This window comes from Amycolatopsis orientalis DSM 43388 (assembly GCF_000411975.1).
In the GTDB taxonomy this organism is placed as follows: domain Bacteria; phylum Actinomycetota; class Actinomycetes; order Mycobacteriales; family Pseudonocardiaceae; genus Amycolatopsis; species Amycolatopsis orientalis_D.
Genome location: NZ_ASXG01000007.1, coordinates 21,252 through 28,633, shown reverse-complemented (window position 1 = coordinate 28,633; position 7,382 = coordinate 21,252). Strand labels below are relative to the sequence as shown.

The window sequence follows — 7,382 nt, the reverse complement described above, 5'->3', positions numbered from 1 at the left end:
GGTGACGAGGCCGCCGTTCCGAGGGGTGCGGCCTCGTCACCGGCTGCCGCCGCGACCGGGGAAGCTGGGCCGCGGCGGCCTTCGGAGGGGCCGGTGGGCGGTGGTCGGTTGGCGGGCGCGGCTGGGTTGTGGCGCGGGCGAAGGCGCGGCTGTGCGGTAGCCGGTCTCTGGCCGGTGGAGTGTGCTCAGGCGTCGGTCGGGTTGGCGGGCGGCTGGGTTTTGGTGCGGTGGCTGCGCGGCAGTCGGTCTCTGGTCGGTGGAGCGCTCGGACGACCGACGGGACTGGCGGGCTCGGCCGGGTTTTGGCGCAGGGGAAAGCGCGGCCGCGCGGTAGTCGGTCTCTGGCCGGTGGAGTGTGCTCGGGCGTCGGTCGAACTGGCGGGCGTGGCGTCGGGCGCGAGGGATTGCGGCGGCGGCGCGGTACTCGATCTCTGGCCGATGGATGGAGTGTGCCTGGACAGGGGGTCGGTCGGCGGGAGCGACTGGATCCTGGCGCACGAGGGCAGCAGTCGTGCGGCAGCCGCTCTCTGGCCGGTCGAGCGCGCTGGGCGCGGTGCTGTCGTTGAGGCGACGGCACGCTCGGATTGGCGCAGCGCGGCCGGTCCGGTGGCACCCCTGCACGGCGGTAATCCGCCTCGGTTGCGAGCATTCCAACACCGGAGTGAGCACGAGCCGTCGCGACAGCAGCCAGGGGCGCAGAAGTCAGCAGGGTCGCGCGGCGGGGGCGCGACCGCGCCGGGCTCGACGCGGCGAGAGCAGCCAGACCCGAACGGCCCCCTCACTCACCCAGCACCCGGCGCACGAACCCCGTCTTCCCGGCCGTGTACTCCTCCCGATCAGTCGCCTCCGCCGCCAACCGCCGCTTCAGCTCGGCATACTCCTCGGCCAACCCGGGATCAGCCCGCAGCGCATCCCGGAACCTCAGCTGCGCGTGCCACCTCGGGTGCCCTTCCGGCAGCAGGTGCAGATGCGCCACCCGAATCCGCCCCTCCGCGTCCGGCAGCACGAAAAACCGTCGCCACGGGGCCGCGACGTCTAGCGACGGCGGCACGAAACACCATCCGGCACCGGAAAGCACCGGCACCACCGCCGAGACAGTTTCCGCGGACAGATCCCGCATGGGGGCCATCACGTCCAGCACCGGTTTGGCCGCCAAGCCGGGCACCGCGGTCGAGCCGACGTGCTCCACCCGCCCGGGGGCGAGCCACGGCGCGAGCAGTCGCGAGAGTTCCGCGCACAGTGCGGAACCCCGCGACGCCCACGCCGGATCCGGGGGATGGATTTCCGGCCGGGCATAGGCCCAGGCCGGAGCATCGGACTGCTCAGCCATGCCCAGCACGCTAGCCCGGGCCACCGACAAAAACCGTCAGGCGGGCAGATCCACCAGGTCAGCCAGCCGAGCCCGGTGCCGCCCGGGCGTGCCGAACGCGATCTGGTCGCTCTTGGCCCGCTTGAGGTAAAGATGCGCCGGATGTTCCCACGTCATCCCGATCCCGCCGTGCAGCTGGATCGCTTCCTCCGCCGCGTGCACCGCGACCGGCGACACCCGCGCCTGCGCGACCGCCACCGCGATCGGCACGTCGTTCCCGGTCGCCAGCGCGTCCGCGGCGTACCGGGCCGTCGCCCGCGCGTTGACCAGTTCCGTGTACAGGTTCGCCAACCGGTGCTTCAGCGACTGGAAACCGCCCACCGGACGGCCGAATTGGTACCGGCCCTTCAGATACGCGACAGTTTCCGTCAATGCCCACTCGGTGATCCCGGTCTGCTCCGACGCCAGCAGGCCGGCCGCGGTGGTCAGGGCGTGGTCCAAGGCCTCCGCAGCAGCGGCACCGGTGCAAATCACCTGTGCGGCAGCGGAATCCAGCGTCACGTCGGCGATCCTGCGCGTCAGGTCCAGCGACACGGCCTCGGTCACGGTCGCCGCGGAAGCGTCCACCGAGTACAGGCCAGGACCGTCCGGGCCTACCGCCGGAACGATCAGCAGGTCAGCCACCGAAGCATCGACCACTGTGGACACTCGCCCGGTCAGCGCTCCGTCCAGAACCGAAACCGCGGAAGGGAACGGAGAACCCGGAGCGGTCGACAACGGCACCGCCAAAGCACCGATCACCGAGCCGGAAGCGAGCTGGGGGAGCAGGTCCGATTCCGCCGCCAGCAAGGCAGCGGTCGCGAGCACCGCACTGCCCAGGTACGGCACCGGCGCGACGCTCCGGCCCAGTTCCTCCATGACGACCGCGACCTCGCGCGGCGAAGCCCCGTGCCCGCCAAGGGCTTCCGGCACCATCAGCCCCGCCGCGCCGAGGTCGGCGGCCAGCGTCTTCCACAGCGCGAGGTCGTACGGCGTGTCCGTTTCGACCCGCGCCAGCAGCGCGGCCGGCCCGGCGCGGTCGGCGAGCAGCGCCCGCACCGAGGACCGCAGATCCTCTTCCACGTCCGAGTACAGCAGGTCCGGCGTGCTCATCGGGGCAGGTCCTTCCAGGCGACGTCCTTGTCCACCCGCGGCTCGGACGGCAGCCCCAGCACGCGTTCGGAGATGATGTTCCGCAGCACCTCCGAGGTGCCGCCCTCGATCGAGTTCCCCTTGGCGCGCAAGTACCGGTACCCAGCGTCGCGGCCGAAGAAGTCGACCTGTTCCGGACGGCGCATCGTCCAGTCCTCGTAACGCAGGCCCTCCTCGCCGAGCAGTTCCAGCTCCAGGCCGGACAGCTGCTGGTTCAGCTCGGCGAACGCCACCTTCATCGCCGACCCCTCCGGTCCGGGCGCACCCACCGCGAGCTGCTGCCGCTGCCGTTCGCCGGCCAGCCGCAGCGATTCGGCTTCGACCCAGTGCTGCACGAGCCGGTCGCGCAGTTCCGGCGTGCGCAGCTCCGGACGCTCTCGCCAGGTCTTCGCGACCAGCCCGATCATGCCGCCCTCGCGCGGCATCGCGGTGCCGCCGATCGCGACGCGCTCGTTCATCAGCGTGGTCTGCGCGACCTTCCAGCCCTCGCCGACCGCGCCGAGCCGCTGCGAATCCGGGATCCGCACCTCGGTCAGGAAGACCTCGTTGAACTCCGCCTCGCCGGTGATCTGCCGCAGCGGCCGGACCTCGACGCCGGGCGCGGTCATGTCGCACAGGAAGTACGTCATGCCCTGGTGCTTCGGCACGTCCGGGTCGGTGCGGGTGACGAGGATGGCCCACTGCGCGAGATGCGCGCTGGAGGTCCACACCTTCTGCCCGGTCACGACCCAGTCGTCGCCGTCGCGGACCGCGCGCGTGGCCAGCGCGGCGAGGTCGGAGCCGGCCCCGGGTTCGCTGAACAGCTGGCACCACACCTCCTCGCCGGTCCACAGCGGACGGAGGTAGCGCTTCTTCTGCTCTTCGGTGCCGAACGCGAGGATGGTCGGCGCGGCCATGCCGAGCCCGATCAGGATCCGGCGCGGGTTGTTGTCCGGTGCGCCCGCCTCGGCGAACGCCGCCTCGACCTCGGCCTGCAGCGCGCGCGGCGCTCCTTGCCCGCCGAGCCCCTCGGGGAAATGCACCCAGGCCAGCCCGGCGTCGAACCGGGCCCGCAGGAAGTCCAATGCGGACAGCTTCGCCGGGTCGTGCTCCGCGAGGAACGCTGCGACCTGCGCGCGCAGCTCCTCGGCGGTCACTTGCCCGCCTCCGTCCGGTACTTCTTCAGCTCGCGCCGCGCGAGCGACCGCTTGTGCACCTCGTCCGGACCGTCGGCGAGCCGCAGCGTGCGCACCCCGGCCCAGATCTCCGCCAGGGGGAAGTCCTGCGAAACGCCGCCCGCGCCGTGCGCCTGGATCGCCTTGTCCAGGATCCATTCCACGGCCAGCGGGGTGGAGATCTTGATCGCCTGGATCTCGGTGTGCGCGCCCTGGTTGCCGACGGTGTCCATCAGCCACGCGGTCTTGAGCACCAGCAGCCGCTGCTGCTCGATCCGCACGCGCGCCTCGGCGATCCAGTCCTGCACCACGCCGGAATCGGCGATCGGACGGCCGAAGGTCTCGCGCGACAGCGTGCGGCGGCACATCGCCTCCAGCGCGCGTTCCGCCATGCCGATCGCGCGCATGCAGTGGTGGATGCGGCCCGGCCCGAGGCGGGCCTGCGCGATGGCGAACCCGGAACCCTCGTCGGCGATCAGGTTTTCCGCGGGCACCCGGACGTCGTCGAACCGCACCTCGGCGTGCCCGCCGTGGTCGCCGTCGGTGTAGCCGAACACCTGCATGCCGCGCACGACGGTCAGCCCCGGCGTGTCGCGCGGGACCAGGATCATGCTCTGCTGCTTGTGCGCGGGCGCGTCCGGGTCGGTCTTGCCCATCACGATGAAGATCTTGCAGTTCGGGTTCATCGCGCCGGTGATGTACCACTTGCGCCCGTTGATGACGTACTCGTCGCCCTCGCGGCGGATGCTCGTCGCGATGTTGCGCGCGTCCGACGACGCCACGTCGGGTTCGGTCATCGCGAACGCGGAGCGGATCTCCCCGGCCAGCAACGGTTCCAGCCACTGCTTCTTCTGCTGCTCGCTGCCGAACATGGTGAGCACTTCCATGTTCCCGGTGTCCGGCGCGGCGCAGTTCACCGCGGCGGGCGCGAGATGCGGGCTGCGGCCGGTGATCTCGGCCAGCGGCGCGTACTGCAGGTTGGTCAGGCCCGCGCCGTGGTCGCCGGGCAGGAAGAAGTTCCACAGCCCGCGCTTGCGCGCCTCGGCCTTCAGCTCGTCGACGATCGGCGGCGGCGACCACGGATCGGTGCGTGCGGCCAGTTGCTCGTGGAACACCGCCTCGGCGGGGTAGACGTGCGAATCCATGAATTCGAGCAGCTGCCCGCGCAGCTCCTCGGTGCGGGCGTCGAACGCGAAGTCCATCAGTTCTCCTTGGTGAGCGTCTTGGCGCCCTGCTCGATCAGGGGAGCGACGGCGGCGCCGATCTGGTCGAAGCCCTCGCCGACGGTTTTGCCTTGCTGGAAACGGAAATAGATGCCCTCGAGGATCACCGCGAGCTTGAAGTACGCGAAGCTGACGTACCAGTTCAGCGCCGACAGATCGCGGCCGGACCGCTGCGCGTAGCGGGCGATCGTCTCGTCGGTGTCCGGATATCCTGGCGCGCTGCTGGCGTTGGACACCATCGGCAGCGAAAGCTGGTCGCGCTGCGCGTAGGTGATCATCAGGCCGAGGTCGGTGAGCGGGTCGCCGAGCGTGGACATCTCCCAGTCCAGCACTGCGGTGATGTTGTCGTCGCCGTCGACGAGCACGTTGTCGAGCCGGTAGTCGCCGTGCACGATGGCCGGCGGACCGGACGCCGGGATCGCCGCGGCGAGCTGGTCGTGCAACCGGTCCGCGCCGGGCAGGTCGCGGCTGCGCGAACCGTCGAGCTGCTTCTTCCACCGGCGCAGCTGGCGTTCCAGAAAGCCTTCCGGACGGCCGAAATCGCCGAGCCCGACCGCTTCCGGATCGACCGCGTGCAGGTCGACGAGCGTGTCCACCAGCGAATCGGCGATCGCCCTCGTCCGCTCCGGGCCGAGCCGCTCCAGCTCCTCGGCGGTGCGGTACGGCGTGCCTTCGACGTACTGCATCACGTAGAACTGCGCGCCGAGCACGTCCGCGTCCTCGCACAGCAGAACGGTTTCCGGCACCGGCACCGGAGTCCCGGCCAGGCCGCTCATCACGCGGAACTCGCGGCGCATGTCGTGCGCGGTCGGCAGCACGTGGCCGAGCGGCGGACGGCGCACGACCCAGCGCCCCGTGCCGTCGGAGACGAGGTAGGTGAGGTTCGACCGCCCGCCCTGCACCACTTCCGCGGTGAGAGCGCCGGAGACGAGCCCGGGCCGCTCGCGGTCGAGATGGGCGCGCAGCCTCGCCAGGTCGAGGCCGGGCGGGTCGGTTTCGGTCATCGGAAGGACTCCAGTTCGTGCGAGGTCGGGCGATCGCTCCGGTTGCGCCGAACGCCCCCAATGCCACATTGGGTGCATCTGACGCACCCAATGTGGCATTCGGTGCATGCGACGCACCCAATGCCACATTGGGGTGCGGGACGGGGCGGGGGGCGGGGGTCAGAGGATGAGCCGGGAAACCATCTCGGCGACGCAGGCGGGTTTGGCCTCGCCTTCGATTTCGACGGTCCAGCGCACCACGGCCTGCTTCCCGCCGGGCACGTCGGTCAGCTCGACCAGTTCGGCGGTCCCGCGCACCCGCGAGCCCACCTTCACCGGCTGCGGGAACCGCACCTTGTTGAGGCCGTAGTTGATGCCCATCTTCAGGCCCTCGACCCGGTAGATCTCCGGCAGGAACGCCGGGATCAGCGACAGGGTGAGGAATCCGTGCGCGATCGTCGTGCCGAACGGGCCGGCCGCGGCCTTTTCGGCGTCGAGGTGGATCCACTGGTGGTCGCCGGTGGCGTCGGCGAACAGCTGCACCTGCTCCTGGGAGACGGTGTGCCATTCGCTCGTGCCCAGCGTCCCGCCCACTGCTTCGGCGAGTTCGGCGACATCGGAGAACACGCGCATCGCGATCAGTCCTTCGGTCCGCCGGCGACGTAGATGACCTGGCCGGACACGAAGCCCGCGCCCTCGCTGACCAGGAACGACGCCACGTTCGCGATGTCCTCGGGCGTGCCGACTCGCTGCACCGGGATCTGCGCGGCGGCCGCGGCCTTGAAGTCCTCGAAGCTCATGCCGACGCGCTCGGCGGTCGCCGCGGTCATGTCGGTGGCGATGAACCCGGGCGCGATCGCGTTGGCGGTGACGCCGAACTTGCCCAGCTCGATCGCCAGCGTCTTGGTGAAGCCCTGCATGCCCGCCTTGGCCGCGGAGTAGTTGACCTGCCCGCGGTTGCCCAGCGCCGACGTGCTGGACAGGTTGACGATCCGGCCCCACTTCTCCTGCGTCTGGTACTTCTGCACCTCGCGGGTCATCAGGAACGAACCGCGCAGGTGCACGTTCAGCACCGAGTCCCAGTCCTGTTCGGTCATCTTGAACAGCAGGTTGTCGCGGGTGATGCCGGCGTTGTTGATCAGCACGGTAGGCGGGCCGAGCTCCTCGGCCACGCGGGTCACCGCGGCCTCGACCTGCTCGGCGTCGCTGACGTCCAGAGGCACGCCGATCGCGCGGCCGCCGTCGGCGACGATCGCCTCGGCGCCCTGTTTCACCCCGGCCTCGTCGAGGTCCAGCAGGCCGACGGCGAACCCGTCGGAGGCGAGGCGGCGGGCTACGGCGGCGCCGATGCCACGGCCGGCGCCGGTCACGATGGCCACACGGGAAGCGGTCACGGGGATCTCCTCATCGTCGGGGAAAACCTGCTCGGGCGGCACGTCCGGACAGGTCGGGCACGTTCGGACTGCCTGCGCAGGATGCCACGGCGCGGCACCCGGCGCTGGCGGCTAAGCGTACGCTTATT

Annotated in this window: 7 protein-coding genes; all 7 read right to left on the bottom strand. The window is 70.8% G+C overall.

The annotated features are described in order from the left end of the window. Positions 1–778 precede the first annotated feature (778 nt). On the bottom strand, positions 779–1,330 hold the full coding sequence (locus L942_RS00720) for a GrpB family protein (RefSeq protein WP_037353472.1): 552 nt from the start codon (positions 1,328–1,330) through the stop codon (positions 779–781). A 36-nt stretch (positions 1,331–1,366) separates the two neighbouring features. Then, positions 1,367–2,461, bottom strand: a complete 1,095-nt coding sequence (locus tag L942_RS00715) for an acyl-CoA dehydrogenase family protein (RefSeq protein WP_037353469.1) — start codon at positions 2,459–2,461, stop codon at positions 1,367–1,369. Beyond that, positions 2,458–3,636, bottom strand: coding sequence for an acyl-CoA dehydrogenase family protein (locus L942_RS00710; protein ID WP_037353467.1), 1,179 nt, complete (start codon positions 3,634–3,636; stop codon positions 2,458–2,460). The genes L942_RS00715 and L942_RS00710 overlap by 4 nt, the downstream gene beginning before the upstream one ends. Then, a complete protein-coding gene (locus L942_RS00705; protein ID WP_037353465.1) occupies positions 3,633–4,856 on the bottom strand; it encodes an acyl-CoA dehydrogenase family protein in 1,224 nt (407 codons plus the stop codon). Before L942_RS00705 ends, L942_RS00710 begins: the two co-directional genes overlap by 4 nt. Further along, complete coding sequence (locus L942_RS00700) at positions 4,856–5,881, bottom strand: phosphotransferase family protein (RefSeq protein WP_037353460.1); 1,026 nt, start codon at positions 5,879–5,881, stop codon at positions 4,856–4,858. Before L942_RS00700 ends, L942_RS00705 begins: the two co-directional genes overlap by 1 nt. Before the next feature lie 159 nt (positions 5,882–6,040). Further along, positions 6,041–6,493, bottom strand: coding sequence for a MaoC family dehydratase (locus L942_RS00695; protein WP_037353457.1), 453 nt, complete (start codon positions 6,491–6,493; stop codon positions 6,041–6,043). 5 nt (positions 6,494–6,498) lie between these two features. Beyond that, positions 6,499–7,254 carry a 3-oxoacyl-ACP reductase FabG gene (gene fabG / locus L942_RS00690; protein WP_037353455.1) on the bottom strand — a complete coding sequence of 252 codons (756 nt, stop codon included), beginning with the start codon at positions 7,252–7,254 and terminating at the stop codon, positions 6,499–6,501. Between the last annotated feature and the right edge of the window lie 128 nt (positions 7,255–7,382).

What these genes read in the sequence shown, in the direction of transcription:
- L942_RS00720 (WP_037353472.1), bottom strand. Translation starts at nt 1,330, where the DNA reads ATGGCTGAGCAGTCCGATGCTCCGGCCTGGGCCTATGCCCGGCCGGAA.
- L942_RS00715 (WP_037353469.1), bottom strand. Translation starts at nt 2,461, where the DNA reads ATGAGCACGCCGGACCTGCTGTACTCGGACGTGGAAGAGGATCTGCGG.
- L942_RS00705 (WP_037353465.1), bottom strand. Translation starts at nt 4,856, where the DNA reads ATGGACTTCGCGTTCGACGCCCGCACCGAGGAGCTGCGCGGGCAGCTG.
- L942_RS00700 (WP_037353460.1), bottom strand. Translation starts at nt 5,881, where the DNA reads ATGACCGAAACCGACCCGCCCGGCCTCGACCTGGCGAGGCTGCGCGCC.
- L942_RS00695 (WP_037353457.1), bottom strand. Translation starts at nt 6,493, where the DNA reads ATGCGCGTGTTCTCCGATGTCGCCGAACTCGCCGAAGCAGTGGGCGGG.